The sequence below is a fragment of the Streptomyces sp. UW30 genome (assembly GCF_008042075.1).
In the GTDB taxonomy this organism is placed as follows: domain Bacteria; phylum Actinomycetota; class Actinomycetes; order Streptomycetales; family Streptomycetaceae; genus Streptomyces.
In genome coordinates, this window is the sequence record NZ_RDBN01000005.1 from 787,847 (window position 1) to 803,643 (window position 15,797).

Annotated in this window: 13 protein-coding genes; 6 read left to right on the forward strand and 7 right to left on the reverse strand. The window is 70.1% G+C overall.

The genetic code is table 11. The annotated features are described in order from the left end of the window. Positions 1 to 33: 33 nt before the first annotated feature. Complete coding sequence (locus EAO75_RS05295) at positions 34 to 480, forward strand: PPOX class F420-dependent oxidoreductase (protein WP_147993806.1); 447 nt, start codon at positions 34 to 36, stop codon at positions 478 to 480. On the opposite strand, the gene EAO75_RS05300 is transcribed toward EAO75_RS05295, so the two are convergent. The 4 genes from EAO75_RS05300 to EAO75_RS05315 all read right to left on the reverse strand — a co-directional run bounded on the left by EAO75_RS05300 (position 470) and on the right by EAO75_RS05315 (position 5,680). Beyond that, positions 470 to 1,318, reverse strand: a complete 849-nt coding sequence (locus EAO75_RS05300) for a carbohydrate ABC transporter permease (RefSeq protein WP_410092211.1) — start codon at positions 1,316 to 1,318, stop codon at positions 470 to 472. The two genes, EAO75_RS05295 and EAO75_RS05300, sit on opposite strands and share 11 nt — an antisense overlap. After that, positions 1,315 to 2,184 (reverse strand): carbohydrate ABC transporter permease, encoded by an 870-nt coding sequence (locus EAO75_RS05305; RefSeq protein WP_147993808.1) that lies wholly within the window; start codon positions 2,182 to 2,184, stop codon positions 1,315 to 1,317. Before EAO75_RS05305 ends, EAO75_RS05300 begins: the two co-directional genes overlap by 4 nt. Before the next feature lie 10 nt (positions 2,185 to 2,194). After that, positions 2,195 to 3,571 carry an extracellular solute-binding protein gene (locus EAO75_RS05310; RefSeq protein WP_147993809.1) on the reverse strand — a complete coding sequence of 459 codons (1,377 nt, stop codon included), beginning with the start codon at positions 3,569 to 3,571 and terminating at the stop codon, positions 2,195 to 2,197. A 285-nt stretch (positions 3,572 to 3,856) separates the two neighbouring features. Beyond that, complete coding sequence (locus tag EAO75_RS05315; protein WP_261989150.1) at positions 3,857 to 5,680, reverse strand: sensor histidine kinase; 1,824 nt, start codon at positions 5,678 to 5,680, stop codon at positions 3,857 to 3,859. 207 nt (positions 5,681 to 5,887) lie between these two features. Between EAO75_RS05315 and EAO75_RS05320 the strand changes: the two genes are divergently transcribed. Further along, positions 5,888 to 7,276: a cation:dicarboxylate symporter family transporter gene (locus tag EAO75_RS05320; RefSeq protein WP_147993810.1), complete on the forward strand. Its 1,389-nt coding sequence runs from the start codon at positions 5,888 to 5,890 to the stop codon at positions 7,274 to 7,276. A 286-nt stretch (positions 7,277 to 7,562) separates the two neighbouring features. On the opposite strand, the gene EAO75_RS05325 is transcribed toward EAO75_RS05320, so the two are convergent. Together EAO75_RS05325 and EAO75_RS05330 are read right to left on the reverse strand one after the other, a co-directional pair. Continuing rightward, entirely contained in the window at positions 7,563 to 8,459 is an 897-nt protein-coding gene (locus EAO75_RS05325) for an aldo/keto reductase (protein ID WP_147993811.1), read from the reverse strand. A 1-nt stretch (position 8,460) separates the two neighbouring features. Further along, on the reverse strand, positions 8,461 to 9,375 hold the full coding sequence (locus EAO75_RS05330) for an NAD-dependent epimerase/dehydratase family protein (RefSeq protein WP_147993812.1): 915 nt from the start codon (positions 9,373 to 9,375) through the stop codon (positions 8,461 to 8,463). Between the two features lie 45 nt (positions 9,376 to 9,420). Here EAO75_RS05330 and EAO75_RS05335 point away from each other — a divergent pair, with 45 nt between their 5' ends. The 4 genes from EAO75_RS05335 (at position 9,421) to EAO75_RS05350 (ending at position 13,072) form a co-directional block, all read left to right on the forward strand. Continuing rightward, a complete protein-coding gene (locus EAO75_RS05335) occupies positions 9,421 to 9,939 on the forward strand; it encodes an Lrp/AsnC family transcriptional regulator (protein ID WP_187284311.1) in 519 nt (172 codons plus the stop codon). A gap of 29 nt (positions 9,940 to 9,968) precedes the next feature. Beyond that, the gene (locus EAO75_RS05340; RefSeq protein WP_147993813.1) at positions 9,969 to 10,358 is read left to right on the forward strand and encodes a MerR family transcriptional regulator; all 390 of its coding nucleotides are present in this window, start codon (positions 9,969 to 9,971) and stop codon (positions 10,356 to 10,358) included. A 14-nt stretch (positions 10,359 to 10,372) separates the two neighbouring features. After that, on the forward strand, positions 10,373 to 10,687 hold the full coding sequence (locus tag EAO75_RS05345; RefSeq protein WP_147994301.1) for a thioredoxin family protein: 315 nt from the start codon (positions 10,373 to 10,375) through the stop codon (positions 10,685 to 10,687). 168 nt (positions 10,688 to 10,855) lie between these two features. Next, positions 10,856 to 13,072: a HelD family protein gene (locus EAO75_RS05350; protein ID WP_187284312.1), complete on the forward strand. Its 2,217-nt coding sequence runs from the start codon at positions 10,856 to 10,858 to the stop codon at positions 13,070 to 13,072. 66 nt (positions 13,073 to 13,138) lie between these two features. Here EAO75_RS05350 and glgB read toward each other — a convergent pair whose 3' ends face one another. Continuing rightward, complete coding sequence (gene glgB / locus EAO75_RS05355; RefSeq protein WP_147993815.1) at positions 13,139 to 15,778, reverse strand: 1,4-alpha-glucan branching enzyme; 2,640 nt, start codon at positions 15,776 to 15,778, stop codon at positions 13,139 to 13,141. Between the last annotated feature and the right edge of the window lie 19 nt (positions 15,779 to 15,797).

The following is a 15,797-nucleotide window of genomic DNA, read 5'->3' on the forward strand; positions in this document are numbered from 1 at the left end:
CACCGTGGCGGCCCCGGAAGGTGGTGACCGCCGGTGAACGGCAAGCTCAACGGGCATATTCGCGAGCGTCTCCTCGCGCCGAACTTCTGGCACCTCGCGACGGTGGACCCCGACGGGATGCCGCAAGTTTCGCCCATGTGGGCGGACATCGAAGACCAGTACGTCATGGTCAACACCTCCATGGGGCGCGTGAAGGTGGACAACCTGCGGCTCAATCCAGCCGTCTCGCTGAGCCACCACGACCCGGAGAACCCGTACGACCGTGCCGAGATCCGGGGGCGGGTCGTACGGTTCGTGGAGGGGGAGACGGCGGAACGGGCGATGGACCGGCTCGCGCAGAAGTACATCGGGGAGGAGCGCTATCCGTGGCTGCTGCCCGGAGAGCGGCGCGTGATGCTGCTGATCGAGCCACTGCGGGTGCGCAGGGTCGTGGGCGTGGAGGCGTTCCGCGCGGGCGTACTGCCGGACGTCACCCCTTGACCGCCCCGCCCAGCGCGAACCCGCTGCCCAGCCGCCGGGCGATCAGCACGTACAGCAGGATCACCGGCGTCGAGTACACGATCGAGAACGCGGCCAACTGCCCGTACGCCACCATCCCCCGGTTCCCGAAGAACTCGTTGATGCTGACGGCGGCCGGCATCTGGTCGGGCGTCAGGAGCAGCATGAAGGGGACGAAGAAGTTCCCCCACATCATCACGAACGAGAACACCGTGACGACGGCGACTCCCGGGCCCATCAGCGGCAGCACGATCCGCACCAGCGACTGGAGCGAGGACGCCCCGTCCGTCCAGGCGGCCTCCTCCAGCTCTTTCGGCACCCCGTCCATGAAGTTCTTCATCAGCCAGATGGCGAACGGCAGTTGGGAGGCGGCGAAGAAGAAGATCGTGCCCTGCATGGTGTCGATCAGGTTGACCCGCACGAACAGGGCGTACACCGGCACCATGATCGCCGTGATGGGCAGGCTCGTCGCGAACAGGATCGTGAGCAGGAACGGGCGGTTGAGGCGCGACCGGAACCGGGACAGCGGATAGGCGGCGAGCGCCGCGCACGCCACCGTCAGAGCTGTCCCGCCGCCGCACAGCAGCAGGCTGTTGAGCAGCGGCGTGAAGGTGATCTCCGGAGTCAGGACCGCGTCGAAGTTGTCCAAGGTGAGGCCGTCCGGGAGCTTCACCTGGAGGTTGGCGTGCGGGTCGAGCGCGGAGAGCACCACCCAGGCGAGCGGGAGCACGAACGCGGCGGCGAGCACGAGCAGGCCGGCGTCGGCGGCCAGGCGGTGGGTGCTGGTGCGGGCGGAGAGAGGGCGGGGCACGGGCGTCAGACCTCCGTTCGCAGCAGACGCAGGTAGACCAGCGAGAACAGCGAGCCCACCACCAACAGCAGCAGGGCGACCGCGGTGCCGTAGCCGATCATGCTCTTCTGGAACGCCTCCTCGTACATGAACAGCGGCAGCGTCTGGCTCTTGCCGCCCGGGCCGCCCCTCGTCATCACCCAGATCAGGCCGAAGACGGACAGCGTCTGGAGGGTGATGAGCATGAGGTTCGTGCCGATGGAGCGGCGGATCATCGGCAGCGTGATGTGCCACAGACGACGCCAGCCGCCGGCGCCGTCGACCTGTGCCGCCTCGGTGATCTCCTTGGGGATCTCGTTCAGGGCCGCCGAGTAGACGAGCATCGAGAACGCCGTCCCCCGCCACACGTTCGCGAACGACACCGCCAGGATCGGCAGGGTGAACAGCCAGTTCTGGGTGGGGAGTCGGAGCCAGTCCAGGATGGCGTTCAGGGTGCCCTCGCGGCGGAAGAAGGCGTAGAGCAGGAAACCGGCGACCACCTCCGGCAGGACCCACGCCGTGATGACGATGCCGCCGGTGAGCGTGCGGACGGGCTTCGAGGCACGCTGCATCAGCATCGCCAGGCCCAGCCCCAGCGTGTTCTGGCCGACCAGCGCCGAGATGACGGTGAAGACGAGCGTGAGCCAGACCGCGTTCAGGAACGCCTCGTCACCGAACGCCGTACGGAAGTTGTCGACGCCGACGAACGACTCCTCGGCCTGGCCGGTGAGTTGGAGGTCGGTGAACGCGATGAAGGCGCAGTAGGCGATGGGGCCGGCGAGGAAGAGGAGCAGGAGGACGACGGCGGGGGAGACGGGGAGGGCTCGGGCGAGGGTGCGGGCTCGGACCGTCGTCATGAACAGGGGCTCACTTCTCGATCACCTGGTCGTCCGTCGCCGACTTCAGCTCCTCGTCGTAGCCCTTGGCCGCGTCGTCCACCGACATGTCGCCCGTCGTCACACCCTCCATCGCCTCCTGGACCGCGGTGGAGACCTTCGGGTACGCCGGGAACGCTGGGCGGTAGTGGGTGCTGGCGACCAGGTCCGTGAAGAACTTGATGCCGGGTTGGGCATCGATGTACGACGGGTCGCCCGCGACGTCCTCGCGTACGGCGATGCCGGAGTTGGCGACGTACCACTTCTGGGCGTTCGCCTTCGTCTGCATGGTCTTGATGAACTCGAAGGCCAGGTCCGGGTTGCCCGCCTTGGCCGGGATGGACCAGGTCCAGCCGCCGGACATGCTCACCTTGCCGGGGGCCTGGCCGTTCTGCGTCGGCATGGCGGCGAGGCCGAGCTCGTCGGACCACTCGGGCCACTCGTGACCGCTGCCGGGGAGCCAGTCCTGCGGGAGCCAGGAGCCGTCCAGGGCGATGCCGAGCTTGCCCTGCGGCAGCCACTCGCCGCGCACGCGGGTCCCGACGTTCGGGTCGAGGGCGTCGGAGACGTCCGGGCCGAGCTTCTCCTTGTAGACGGTCTCGACGAACGACAAGGAGTCCTTGAAGCCCTGGCTGCCGGCGACCCATTTCTTGGCGGACTTGTCGTAGAGCGGGTCCGCCGTACCGTCGTTCGTGCCGTACAGCAGCATCTCGAAGGTCTGCATGGTGGCGGCCTCGCCGACGGGCTTGCCCGTGTACACGTTGAGCGGGATGGCGTCGGGGACCTTGTCCTTGATCGTGCGGGCGGCGTCCAGGACGTCGTCCCAGGTCTTCGGCTGCCAGTCGGCGGGCAGGCCGGCCTTCTCGAAGACGTCCTTGCTGAACCACAGCCCCCGGGTGTCGGTGCCGTCCGGGACGCCGTACGTCTTGCCGTCCTCGCCCTTGGCCGCGGCCTGCGCCGTGTCGATGAACTGGTTCCAGTCCTGCCACTTGGCGAGATACGGGTCGAGAGGCTTCAAGTACCCGCTGGTGATGTCCGAGTTGATGAGGAAGGTGTCCTCGTAGACCAGGTCGGGGGCGGTCTTGGGGGAGCGGAGCATCTGCTGGAGCTTGGTGTAGTACTCCGAGTCCGGGGCCTTGATGGGGACGAACTCGACCTTCTTGCCGGGGTTCGCCTTCTCGAACTGCTTCTTGATGTCCGCGAGGAAGGTGTCCATCACCTTGATGGAGTTGTCCGTGGACTGTTTGAAGGAGACCTTGATGGTGTCCGGGTCACTGCCGGAGCCGCCGCCGCACGCGGTGAGCGTGGCTGAGGCGGCGAGGGTCAGGGCGAGGAGTGTGGGGAGGGAGGCGGTGGGGCGCACGGGCATGACCTCCTGCGGGCGCACTTCGTCGTGGCGCGGGGATGGCTGCCCGGTGAACGTAGGTTGAGTGGTCTAGTCAGGTCAATGCCTGTGCGAGGGTTTGGCGTTGGCGGTTTCGAGGAGGTGCGGCCGACGGAAGCGGTGTCSCGGCCCTATCGTCCCGTCCCCGCCCACGGGTCCGGCACCGGTGAAGGACGCGGCCCCACGGACCAGGCAGACTCCGCTGACCGGGCACGCTCCGCCCGCGGGTCCGGCAGCGCTCAAGGATCCGGCCCCGCGGACCAGGCGGGTTCAGGCGAAGGCACCGGTTCCGGCGGGGGAAGTGGCTCGGTGGACGGTGCCGGTGCCCATGGCGCGGCGGTTTCGAGAGGTGACGTATGACGGCCGAGCAGGCGATTCGTGTTCTGGTCGTGGAGGACGACCCGGTGGCGGCGGACGCGCACATGATGTACGTCGGGCGGGCGCGGCCCCCGCCCCGTCCGCGGTGCCCGCGCCCTCCGCGGTGCCCGCGCCCTCCGCCAGTGGCAGTCGTACCTCGAATACCGCTCCACCCCCGTCGGCCTCCGCCACCGACAGCACGCCTTGGTGTCGGATCGCGGCCTGTCGTACCAGGGCCAGTCCCAGGCCGCGGCCGCCGGGGCCGGCCGGCTTGGTCGAGAAGCCGCGCTGGAAGACCGCCTCGCCGAGTGCGGGATCCACCCCGGCGCCGGTGTCCGAGACCCGGAGCACCAGCTCGCCGCCCTCGGCGTACGCCGTCACCGTCACCCGTGCCCCCACACTTCCCTGCGCCGCGTCGACCGCGTTGTCGATCAGGTTGCCCAGTATCGTCACGAGATCCCGGGCGGGCAGGTCGTCCGGCAGCAGGCTGTCGTCCAGCCGGCTGTCCTCCGACACCACCAGCTCGACGCCCCGCTCGTTCGCCTGGGCGGTCTTCCCCAGCAGCAGCGCCGCCAGCACCGGCTCGCTCACCGCCGCGACGACCTGGTCGGTGAGCGCCTGGGCCAGTTCCAACTCCGCCGTCGCGAACTCCACCGCTTCGTGCGCCCGCCCCAGCTCGATCAGCGACACGACCGTGTGCAGGCGGTTCGCCGCCTCGTGCGCCTGGGAGCGGAGGGCCTGCGTGAAGCCGCGCTCGGAGTCCAACTCGCCCATCAGGGACTGCAGTTCGGTGACGTCCCGCAGTGTCACCACCGTGCCGCGCCGCTCACCGCCCGACACCGGCGAGGTGTTCACCACCAGCACCCGCTCCGACGTCAGATACACCTCGTCCACCCGCGGCTCGGACGCCAGCAGCGCCCCGGTCAGCGGGGCCGGCAGCCCGAGCTCAGCGACCGACCGCCCCACCACGTCCCCGGCCACCCCGAGCAGCTCCCGCCCGCCGTCGTTGATCAGCGCCACCCGGAACTGCCCGTCCAGCATCAGCAGCCCCTCGCGCACCGCGTGCAACGCGGCCTGGTGGTAGTCGTGCATCCGGCTCAGCTCGGCCGCGTTCATGCCGTGGGTGTGCCGGCGCAGCCGCGCGTTGATGACGTACGTACCGATCGCGCCCAGCGTGAGGGCGCCCGCAGCGACGCCGATCAGTGCCGTCAGCTGGTCCTGCACCCGCTTGCTGATCGCCTCGACCCGGATACCCGCGCTGACCAGCCCCACGATGTGGGCAGGGTCCCGCCCTCCGTCGTAGATCGGCACGACCGCCCGCACGGACGACCCCAGCGTGCCGGTGTACGTCTCGGTGAAGGGCTCCCCCCGCAGGGCGCGCTGGGTGTGGCCGCGGAAGTGCTGGCCGATCTGCTTCTCGTCGGGATGCGTCCAGCGGATCCCCTTGGTGTTCATGATCGTGACGAAGTCGACCTCGGCGTCGCGCTGGACTCGCAGCGCGTACGGCTGGAGCTCGGCCGTCGGGTCGGCGGTGCGGATCGCCTCCCGCACGGACGGGGCGTCGGCGATCGACTGGGCCACCGCCTTCGCCTGGCGCCCCGCGGCGTCCTCGGCCTGGCCGGTGTCGCTGACGTAGGTGAACACCGCGTACCCGGCGACGAGCACCGCTATGAGCACGGCCTGCATCGCGAAGAGCTGGCCGGCCAGGCTGCGGGGTCTCGGGACGGGGATGCGCATGTCGTCAGTCTGCCTCCATGGCTGATTGTGAACTAAATGAACGGAAGGGTGACCGCCCTCACACGGCGGGAGATAGTCACCGCATCGCTGAATACGACCCCGTCCCCCTCGTCCCCCCGGGGCTCGGCAGCCGATCAGCGAACCCCCCACCCCGGACGTGAGCCGCACGCCGGTGAGAAACCGACGAAGACGTCAAGGAGGGCAGCCGTGGCCGCCGCCAGTTCCCCCGATACGGCACCTGCCGCACCCGTCGCCAAACGCGACCGCACGCACTACCTCTACATCGCGGTGATCATCGCGGTCGCCCTCGGTATCACCGTGGGTCTCGCCGCTCCCGACTTCGCTGTCGAGCTGAAGCCCATCGGTACGGGCTTCGTGGCCCTGATCAAGATGATGATCTCGCCGATCATCTTCTGCACGATCGTCCTGGGTATCGGCTCGGTACGGAAGGCCGCCAAGGTCGGCGCCGTCGGCGGTATCGCGCTGGTCTACTTCCTCGCGATGTCGCTGGTCGCCCTCGCCATCGGTCTCGTCGTGGGCAACATCCTGGAGCCGGGCACCGGCCTCGCGGTCACCGACGCCGTCAAGGACGCCGGTCATGCGCAGGTCGACGCCGAGGCCAAGGACACCACCGAGTTCCTGCTCGGCATCATCCCGACCACGATCGTCTCCGCCTTCACCTCGGAATCGGTCCTGCAGACCCTGCTCGTCGCCCTGCTCGCCGGTTTCGCGCTCCAGGCCATGGGCTCGTCCGGGGAGCCGATCCTGCGCGGTGTGCAGCACATCCAGCGGCTCGTCTTCCGCATCCTCGGCATGGTGATGTGGGCCGCGCCGATCGGTGCCTTCGGCGCCATCGCCGCCGTCACCGGTTCCGCCGGTCTGGAGGCGCTGAAGAGCCTCGCGGTGCTGATGCTCGGCTTCTACGTCACCTGCTTCCTCTTCGTCTTCATCGTGCTCGGCACGCTGCTGCGGATCGTCGCCGGCCTGAACATCCTCACGTTCTTCAAGTACCTGGGCCGTGAGTTCCTGCTGATCCTGTCGACGTCCTCCTCCGAGTCGGCGCTGCCCCGCCTCATCGCGAAGATGGAGCACCTCGGCGTGAGCAAGCCGGTGGTCGGCATCACCGTCCCGACCGGCTACTCCTTCAACCTCGACGGCACCATGATCTACATGACCATGGCGTCCCTGTTCATCGCCGACGCCATGGGTACGCCGATGTCGATCGGCGAGCAGATCCCGCTGCTGCTCTTCCTGCTGGTCGCCTCGAAGGGCGCGGCCGGTGTGACGGGCGCGGGCCTGGCCACCCTGGCGGGCGGCCTCCAGTCGCACAAGCCCGCCCTGGTGGACGGCATCGGCCTCATCGTCGGCATCGACCGCTTCATGAGCGAGGCGCGCGCCCTGACGAACTTCGCGGGCAACGCCGTCGCCACGGTGCTGATCGGTACCTGGACGAAGGAGATCGACCGCGGGCGGGTCGACCAGGTGCTCGCCGGCCAGATCCCGTTCGACGAGGCGACGCTCTTGGACGACGCCCACGATGCGGCTCCGGCGGATGTGCCGGAGCAGGGCGGTGACAAGGAGCTCGCCAAGGCGTAGGTGCTCCGCCGGGACCGAATGGAGCTCGGGGGGTCCTGTCGGTGGCAGGCTGCGGGGTGTTCGTGGCTGGTCGCGCAGTTCCCCGCGCCCCTTGAGGGGGCCTTCGGCCCCACAGAACTCCGGACGTCCGGCCCCGCCTGAACCGGGGCCGGGCGTCCGGCCATGGCGCCGGGCGGCTGAGTTGTTCCCCCGTCACTCAGCCGCCCGGTCATCGGTGCGCCACCTCACCCGCCGCCTGCTCGGCGTGGCGGAGAGTGGAGGAGAACCGTGACGAGGACGGCTGGCGTCAACCGGCGGAAACCGTCGCACCGTCGAGCCGTTCCAGCTCCTGAGCGCTCAGCACCAGGTCGGCCGCGGCCGCCGAGTCCCGGATCGTCTCCGGGCGGCTCGCACCCGGAATCGGGATCACGGCGGGAGACCGGGCCAGCAGCCAGGCCAGGGCCGCCCGCTGGGGGCTGACACCGTGCGCCTGCGCCACGGCACGGAAGGCACCGAGGCGCGTGTCCTCCTCGCACCCCGACGGCCCGTCCAGCGAGCTGCGCGAGATGCCGCCGAGCGGGCTCCACGGCAGGAACGCCAGCCCGAGCTCCGCGCACAGGCGGAGCTCGGCCTCGCTGTCCCGTACGGCGGGCGAGTACCGGTTCTGCACCGACACCAGCCGGTCGCCGAGGATCCGGTGGGCCGTTCGGATCTGGTCCACGTCCGTGTTCGAGACGCCGGCCAGGCGGATCTTGCCCTCGTCGAGCAGCTCGCGCAGCGCGCCGACCGACTCCTCGAACGCAACGGCCGGATCGGGCTTGTGGAGCTGGTAGAGCCCGATCGCCTCGACGCCGAGCCGCCGCAGCGACGCCTCGGCGGCGGACTTCAGCCGGCGCGGGTCGCCGTACACCGTCCAGCTGCCGTCGGCCGGTCGGCCCCGGCCACCCTTGGTGGCCACCAGCACGTCGTCCGTGTCGACGCCGTACGCGGCCAGCGCGCGGGCCACGAGAAGTTCGTTGTGGCCGGGCTCGGCGCCGGGCAGATGGTAGGAGTCCGCCGTGTCCAGGAGTGTCACCCCCGAGTCGAGGGCGGCGTGCACGGTGGCCAGGGCGCGCCGCTCGTCGGGGCGCCCCTCGATGGACAGCGGCATCGCGCCGAGGCCGATCGCGCTCACGCGCAGGGAACCGAGCGTGCGGTGGCGCATGTCAGCCGCCGTCCTTTCCGAGGGTCTCGGCGACGGCCTTCGGGAGCCACTGCCGGGCGGGCGTGAAGCGGAAACCGAGCCGTGTGGCGCGGGAGTTGTCCATGCCGTAGGCGCGGGTGAAGGAGAAGGGGGAGACCTCGCCGACCTCGACGGGCTGGAAGACGGTCCGCCCGTCCGGGTGGTGCGCGGCGATCTCGGCGCACAGCTCCTCGGTGGTGAGCAGACCGTGCGAGGCCGCGTTGACCGGGCCGGTGAAATCCTGGCCCACCGCCCAGAACAGGAAGTCCGCGATCTCCTCGACATGGATGTACGTCGCCGGATGGTTCACCGCCGGTACGGCGATCGGCGCGCCGGCGCGGATGCGGCTCGCGTAGTGCGCCATACGGCCCGTGAAGTCGTCGTCCCCGCCCAGCACATGGGCGACCCGCACCGCCGTGTACGGAAACGCCGGGTCGGCGGCGAACACCGCCTCCGCCTGCCGCTTGCCCTCGCCGTAGTGATGGTCGAGGAACTCCGGGTCGTCCCAGGGGAGTTCGAGGTCGACGGGTACGCCCAGCGGGTCCACGTCCGTCTCGCGCACGGGGGCGATCGAGTCCTCGTACTCGTACACCTCCACGGTCGACGTCAGCACATAGCGACGGGTGCGGCCGGCGAACACCCGGCGGGCGATCGCCGCCTGGCGCGGGGTGTAGCAGACCTGGTCGACCACGGTGTCGAAGGTCCGCGAACCCAGCGCCGCCGTCAGGGACTTCTCGTCGTCGCGGTCGGCGACCAGATGAACCACGCCAGGCGGCGGCGCCGACGACCCGCGGTTGAGCACCGTCACCCGGTCCCCGGCGGCCAGCAGCCGTGCGATCAGTCGCTTGCCGAAGTAGCGGCTGCCGCCGATGACCAGTACCTCTCGTGCGCTTCCCATGACCATAATTCTCCCGGCCATGCACCACGTCCTGAAGGGGAAGACATGGGAGATCCGGTCACCGCGCCGAAAGAACAACGGCAGTTGCGCCCGTCCGCCGCCGAAACATCGGTGGCCTTCGACGCCCTCGACCGGCAGATCCTGGAGCTCCTCCAGACCGACGGCCGGATCAAGCTCAGCGAGCTCGGCCGGCGGGTACGCCTCAGCCCGGCGGCGGTCACCGAGCGGGTGCGGCGGCTGGAGGCGGCGGGCGCGATCACGGGATACGGCGCGCGGATCGCCCCCGCCCGGCTCGGCTACGGCATCCAGGCCTTCATCCGGGTCAACCCGCACGGCGGCTACACCCTGCGTCATCCCCGCACCCTGGAGCTGATCGACCGCCCCGAGATCGTCGAGGTCCATCACGTCGTCGGAGAGGACTGCTGGATCCTCAAGGTCGCCGTCGAGGACACCGTCCACCTGGAGGAGATCCTCGAACAGATCTCGGCGCTGGGCAGGACGACGACGTCGATCGTGCTGTCCTCCCCGCTGCCGGGAAAGCCGCTCCTGCCGCGGTTGCCCTGACGTCGGCGTCAAGGATTACGTTCGTAGGCATGCGAATCGGCGAGCTGGCCGCGCGGGCCGGGACCACGACGCGCACCTTGCGCTACTACGAGTCGCGGGGGCTGTTGCCCGCGCGGCGCGGCGGCAACGGGTATCGGACGTACGACGAGGACGACCTGAAGCTGCTGCGGCAGATCAGGACCTTGCAGGACTTCGGGTTCGACCTGGAGGAGACCCGGCCCTTCGTGGAGTGTCTGCGGGCCGGGCACCCGGAGGGCGACTCGTGTCCCGCCTCGCTCGCGGTCTACCGGCGCAAGCTGGACGAGCTCGACGCGCTGATCGGCGAGTTGCAGGCCGTGCGGGTCAAGATCGGCCTGCGGCTGGCGATGGCCGAGGGGGAACCACCACCGTTGTGCGAACTGGGAGGGCAGGAGCTGTGATCAGAGCGGCGGGCGTGGCCGAGGTGACGGACGCGGACTTCGAGGCGGAGGTGATCGGGGCGGAGCTGCCGGTGCTGGTGGAGTTCACCGCCGACTGGTGCCCGCCGTGCCGTCAGATGGGGCCGGTGCTCAGCGCCCTGGCCGCGGAAGAGGGCGAGCGGCTGAAGGTCGTGCAGCTGGACGTGGACACCAACCCGGACACCACCAACGCATACAAGGTGCTGTCGATGCCGACCTTCATGGTCTTCCGGGGCGGTGAGCCGGTGAAGGCGATGGTGGGCGCCCGGCCCAAGCGGCGACTGCTGGAGGAGCTCGCCGACGTGCTGTGATTCCGCGCGGAACACAAGAAATCCCCCGAGCAATTGCGCTCGGGGGATTTCTTTGCGTATATTCAATGGTTCGCGACTTCGCGTGAATTCGGTCGCGGTGAAGTTCAGTGAGCACAGTATATCCGGGCGGGAGCAGAATTGTCAAACACCGAATTTCAAGACGGTGAAATGCGGCGCGAGCAGGAATTCATCGACGACCTGTACGCGCGCGTGGACGCGTTGCGCGGTGACACCGAGAACTCCGTCACGGACGCGCTCGCCCAGGGCAACACGCCCATGCAGGCCCGGCTGGAGCGGGACATCCTCGTCGCCGAGCGCTCGGGGCTGCTGGCCGCGCTGAACGGCGTGGACGGATCGCTGTGCTTCGGCCGGATCGACCTCTCCTCGGGCGTCGCCCACCACATCGGCCGGATCGGCCTGCGCACCGACGACGCCGACCGCACGCCGATCCTCGTCGACTGGCGGGCGGACGTCGCCCGGCCCTTCTACCTGGCCACCGGCCACACCCCGATGGGGCTCAGGCGCCGGCGGCACATCACCACCGGCGGCCGTACGGTCACCGCCCTGCACGACGAGATCCTCGACCTCGGGGACCGCGAGCGCACCGGGCACGAGGACCCGACGGGCGACGCGGTCCTGCTCGCCGCGCTGAACTCCGCGCGCACCGGCCGGATGAACGACATCGTGCAGACCATCCAGGCCGAGCAGGACGAGATCATCCGGGCGCCGCACCGCGGCGTGCTGGTCGTGGAGGGCGGTCCGGGCACCGGCAAGACGGCCGTCGCCCTGCACCGCGCCGCCTACCTCCTCTACGAACACCGTGAACTGCTCGCCAAGCGCGCGGTCCTGATCGTCGGCCCCAACCCCGCCTTCCTCGGCTACATCGGCGAGGTCCTGCCCTCGCTGGGCGAGACGGGCGTGCTGCTGGCCACCGTCGGCGAGCTGTTCCCCGGCGTGAAGGCGACGGCCACCGACACCCGGGAGGCGGCCGCGGTGAAGGGCCGCGCCGCTATGGCGGACGTGCTCGCCGAGGTCGTACGGGACTGGCAGGCGCTGCCCGACCCGGTGATCGCGATCGAGCACGACCGCGAGATCCTGATGCTCGACGACGGCCTGGTGAAGGTGGCGCGCGAGAGGGCCCGTGCCGCGCGGCTGCCGCACAACGCGGCGCGGGAGCACTTCGAGGGCCACATCCTCAACACCCTCACCGAGTTGTACGCCGAGCGCGTCGGCACCGACCCGTACGACGGCAGCAGCCTCCTCGACACCACCGACGTCACCCAGATCCGCGACGAGCTCGCCGAGAACCCCGAGGTGTGGGCGGCCGTCGACCAGCTGTGGCCGCGGCTGACCCCGCAACGCCTGGTCGCGGACTTCCTCGCCGACCCCGTCGGCTATCTGCCCGACGAGGACGTGGCCGCGATCCGCCGGCCCGTGACACGGGCATGGACGGTGGCGGACGTACCGCTGCTCGACGAAGCGGCCGAACTGCTCGGCGAGGACGACCGGGTGAAGCGGGCGCTGGCCGAGCGGGAGCGGGAGACGCAGGTCGCGTACGCACAGGGCGTGCTGGACGTCTCGTACGCCTCGCGCACCTATGAGTTCGAGGACAAGGACGAGGAGGACTCCGAGGTCCTGTCCGCGCACGACATCATCGACGCCGAGCGGTTCGCCGAGCGCCAGGAGCAGGACGACCACCGCAGCGCCGCCGAGCGCGCGGCGGCCGACCGCACCTGGGCGTTCGGGCACATCATCGTCGACGAGGCGCAGGAGCTGTCGCCGATGGCCTGGCGGCTGCTGATGCGGCGCACCCCCACCCGCTCGATGACCCTGGTCGGCGACCCGGCCCAGACGGCGGAGGCGGCGGGCGTCGGCTCGTGGCAGAAGATCCTTCAGCCGTACGTCGAGGACCGCTGGGAGCACACCCGCCTCGGCGTCAACTACCGCACACCGGCTGAGATCATGGAGCTGGCGGCGGCGGTCGTCCGGGCGGAGAACCCGGACTTCGAACCGCCGAGTTCCGTACGGTCCACAGGTGTACGTCCCTGGGTGCGCGCCACCGACGACCTGCCCGGCGCGGTGGCCAAGGCCGCAGAGGAGCTCACGCCTGCCGAGGGCCGACTCGCGGTCATCGCCCCGCGCCATCTGCACGGCAAGCTGGCGGCGCGGCTTGACGGGGTGACGGCGGGGACGGAGCCCGACCTCACCCAGTCGGTCGTCCTCCTCGACCCCCGCCAGTCGAAGGGCCTGGAGTTCGACTCCGTGCTGGTGGTGGAACCGGGGTTGTACGGCACCAGCGATCTCTATGTGGCGCTGACGCGGGCTACGCAGCGGTTGGGCGTGCTGCATACAGGGCGGTTGCCGAAGGCGCTGACCACCGCCTGAAACGTGAAACGCCGGAGGGGCTGAWWTCAGCCCCTCCGGCGTTCGAGGAGCGGCGGGGGCGAAAAACTAAGCCGGCCGCAGCCAGACCGTCGCCAGCGGAGGCAACGTCAGCCGGATGCTGGCCGGACGGCCGTGCCAGGCCACGGGCTCCGGCTTGATCGGGTCGGGGTTGGTGACGTCGCTGCCGCCGTACCGCCCCGCATCCGTGTTCAGCGTCTCGTGCCATGCCGGGACATCATCGGGCACCCCGAGCCGGTACTCGTGCCGGACGACCGGCGACAGATTCGACACCGCCAGCAGCGGAGCCCCCTCCGCGTCGTAGCGCAGGAACGCGAAGACGTTGTCGTCGGCGGCGTCCCCGACCACCCACTGGAAGCCCGAAGGGTCGGTGTCCCGCTGCCAGAGGGCCGGCGTGTGGACGTAGACCGTGTTCAGGTCGCGGACCAGGTCCCGCACTCCCCGGTGGTCCGGCTCCGCCCCGTACGCCGGGTCCAGCAGCCACCAGTCCGGCCCGTGCGCCTCCGACCACTCGGCGCCCTGCGCGAACTCCTGCCCCATGAAGAGCAGTTGCTTGCCCGGGTGGGCCCACATGAAGCCCAGGTAGGCACGGTGGTTGGCGCGCTGCTGCCACCAGTCGCCCGGCATCTTCGACACCAGCGACCGCTTGCCGTGGACGACCTCGTCGTGGGAGATGGGCAGGACGTAGTTCTCGCTGTAGGCGTACACCATCGAGAACGTCATCTCGTTGTGGTGGTACCTGCGGTGCACCGGCTCCTTGGCGATGTACTCCAGCGAGTCGTGCATCCAGCCCATGTTCCACTTCAGCCCGAAGCCCAGGCCGCCGAAACCGCCGGGACCGGACACGTGCGTCGGGCGCGTCACGCCGTCCCAGGCCGTCGACTCCTCCGCGATCGTCACGACCCCCGGCACCCGCCGGTACACCGTCGCGTTCATCTCCTGCAGGAACGCCACCGCGTCCAGGTTCTCCCGCCCGCCGTGCTCGTTCGGCACCCACTGGCCCGGCTCGCGCGAGTAGTCCAGGTAGAGCATCGACGCCACCGCGTCCACCCGGAGCCCGTCGATGTGGAACTCCTCGCACCAGTACAGGGCGTTGGCGACCAGGAAGTTGCGCACCTCGCGCCGGCCGAAGTCGAACTCCAGCGTGCCCCAGTCGGGGTGCGCGGACCGCAGCGGATCCTCGTGCTCGTACAGCGGACGCCCGTCGAACTCGGCCAGCGCCCAGTCGTCGCGCGGGAAGTGCGCCGGCACCCAGTCCATCAGCACGCCGATCCCCGCCTGGTGCAGCGCGTCGACCAGGAACTTGAAGTCGTCCGGCGTGCCGAGCCGGGCCGTGGGCGCGTAGAAGCCGGTCACCTGGTAGCCCCACGAGCCGCCGAAGGGGTGCTCGGCGACCGGCATCAGCTCGACGTGCGTGAAGCCCAGGTCCTTGACGTACGCGGGGAGCTGTTCGGCCAGCTGGCGGTAGGTCAGACCGGGTCGCCAGGAGGCCAGATGAACCTCGTACGCCGAGAAGGGTGCCTCATGCGTCGGGACCTGCCCGCGCCTGGCCAGCCACGCCGCGTCGCCCCACTCGTGCCGCGAGGCGTACACGACGGACGAAGTGTTGGGCGGGGCCTCCGTATGGCGGGCCAGCGGGTCGGCGCGCAGCGTCTTGGAGCCGTCGGGCCGGGTGATCTCGAACTTGTACAGTTCGCCCTCGCCGATTTCGGGCACGAACAGCTCCCACACACCGGTGCCGCCGAGCGAGCGCATCGGATACCCCGTGCCGTCCCAGAAGTTGAAGGTCCCGGCCAGGGACACGCCCCGGGCGTTCGGCGCCCACACCGTGAAGCGGGTGCCGGTCACGCCCATGTGGGTCATCGGCTCGGCGCCGAGGGCACGCCACAGCTCCTCGTGCCGTCCCTCACCGATCAGATGCAGATCGAGCTCGCCGAGCGCCGGCAGGAAGCGGTACGCGTCCTCGGTCTCCCGCACCGACCCCTCGTACGCGACGAGGAGCCGGTAGTCCGCCGGCACCTCCAGCAGCGGCAGCAGCCCCGAGAAGAATCCCTCCCCGTCGTCGTGCAGTTCGGCCCGCAGGCTCCCCGCGACGACGGTCACCGACAGGGCGTACGGCCGCAACGCCCGGAAGGCGACACCGCCGGGCACCGGATGCGCGCCGAGGACGGAGTGCGGGTCGTGGTGCGTGCCGGTGAGCAGCCGGTCGCGGTCGGCCGCGTCGAGGGCGGGGGAGACGGCGACCTCCACGGGCTCGGCCGGCCTCGTGACGGCCTTCTGCGCGGGGATCTTCTTCTGCGTCGCCTTCTGCGCGGGGATCTTCTTGCCGGCGGCCTTCTTGGCGGCGGTGCTCTTGGAGGCGGTGCTCTTCGCCGCCGTGCTCTTCGAGGCCGTGTTCTTCGAGGCCGTCGTCTTCGCGGTGGCCTTCTTCGCCCCCGCCTTCTTCGCGACGGCCTTCTCGGCGGCCGCCTTCTTCGCCGGGGCCTTCTTCTCGGCCGTCCGCTTCGCGGCAGCCTTCTTCTGCCCGGCGGCCTTCGCCGCCGCCTTCTTCGCCGTCCCCTTCCGCACGGCCTCCGCGGCCTCGGCGGCCTTGGTCGTCGCCCTTTTGGCGACGCTCGTCGTCTCGACCGACTGCTCGGTCGTGTTCTCGGCTTCCGAGCCGCTGGAGGGAGTGGTGCGGGGGGTCACGGGCGGGGCCTCCTAGGCG

Excerpts from the sequence above, each read along its gene's own strand:
- EAO75_RS05315 (WP_261989150.1), bottom strand. The coding sequence starts at position 5,680 with ATGCGCATCCCCGTCCCGAGACCCCGCAGCCTGGCCGGCCAGCTCTTC.
- EAO75_RS05350 (WP_187284312.1), top strand. The coding sequence starts at position 10,856 with ATGCGGCGCGAGCAGGAATTCATCGACGACCTGTACGCGCGCGTGGAC.
- EAO75_RS05325 (WP_147993811.1), bottom strand. The coding sequence starts at position 8,459 with ATGCGCCACCGCACGCTCGGTTCCCTGCGCGTGAGCGCGATCGGCCTC.
- EAO75_RS05340 (WP_147993813.1), top strand. The coding sequence starts at position 9,969 with ATGCGAATCGGCGAGCTGGCCGCGCGGGCCGGGACCACGACGCGCACC.
- EAO75_RS05310 (WP_147993809.1), bottom strand. The coding sequence starts at position 3,571 with ATGCCCGTGCGCCCCACCGCCTCCCTCCCCACACTCCTCGCCCTGACC.
- EAO75_RS05335 (WP_187284311.1), top strand. The coding sequence starts at position 9,421 with ATGGGAGATCCGGTCACCGCGCCGAAAGAACAACGGCAGTTGCGCCCG.
- EAO75_RS05330 (WP_147993812.1), bottom strand. The coding sequence starts at position 9,375 with ATGGGAAGCGCACGAGAGGTACTGGTCATCGGCGGCAGCCGCTACTTC.
- EAO75_RS05305 (WP_147993808.1), bottom strand. The coding sequence starts at position 2,184 with ATGACGACGGTCCGAGCCCGCACCCTCGCCCGAGCCCTCCCCGTCTCC.